Raw genomic sequence first — 499 nt, 5'->3', positions numbered from 1 at the left:
CGGGTCCCGACTCACCGCCGCCCAGCGGCAGTTGGTCGAGATCCTGCGCGCGCTCACCGGCGAGGCCAAGCTGATCGCCTTCGACGAGCCCACCTCCTCGCTGTCCGAGCAGGAGGTGGACGCTCTGTTCGCGCTGATCGGGCGGCTCCGCGCGCAGGGCATCGCGGTCGTCTACGTCTCGCACCGGATGCAGGAGATCTTCCGGCTCGCCGACCGGATCGCCGTGCTGCGGGACGGCGCGCTGGTCGGCGTCCAGGACGCCCGCGACACCGGCGAGGCCGAACTCGTCCGGCAGATGGTCGGCCGCGACCTGTCCGCCGTGTTCACCCGCGCCGACGTCGCCACCGACCGGGTCGTCCTGGAGGCCCGGGGCCTCACCACCGACCACGTCCGCGACGTCGACCTGACCGTGCGGGCCGGCGAGGTCGTCGGCCTGGCCGGACTCATCGGCGCCGGGCGCTCGGAACTCGCCCTCGCGCTCGCCGGGGACCTCCCGGTC

General features: G+C 74.3%; 1 pseudogene. It reads left to right on the top strand.

The features are described 5' to 3' along the window. A pseudogene (locus tag VR45_RS23425) lies at positions 1-499 on the top strand (sugar ABC transporter ATP-binding protein); the annotation flags it as partial.

Origin of the sequence: Streptomyces sp. NRRL S-495, from assembly GCF_000966955.1 — a bacterium.
Classification (GTDB): Bacteria; Actinomycetota; Actinomycetes; order Streptomycetales; family Streptomycetaceae; genus Kitasatospora; species Kitasatospora purpeofusca.
This window is presented reverse-complemented; position numbering and strand designations above follow the sequence as displayed.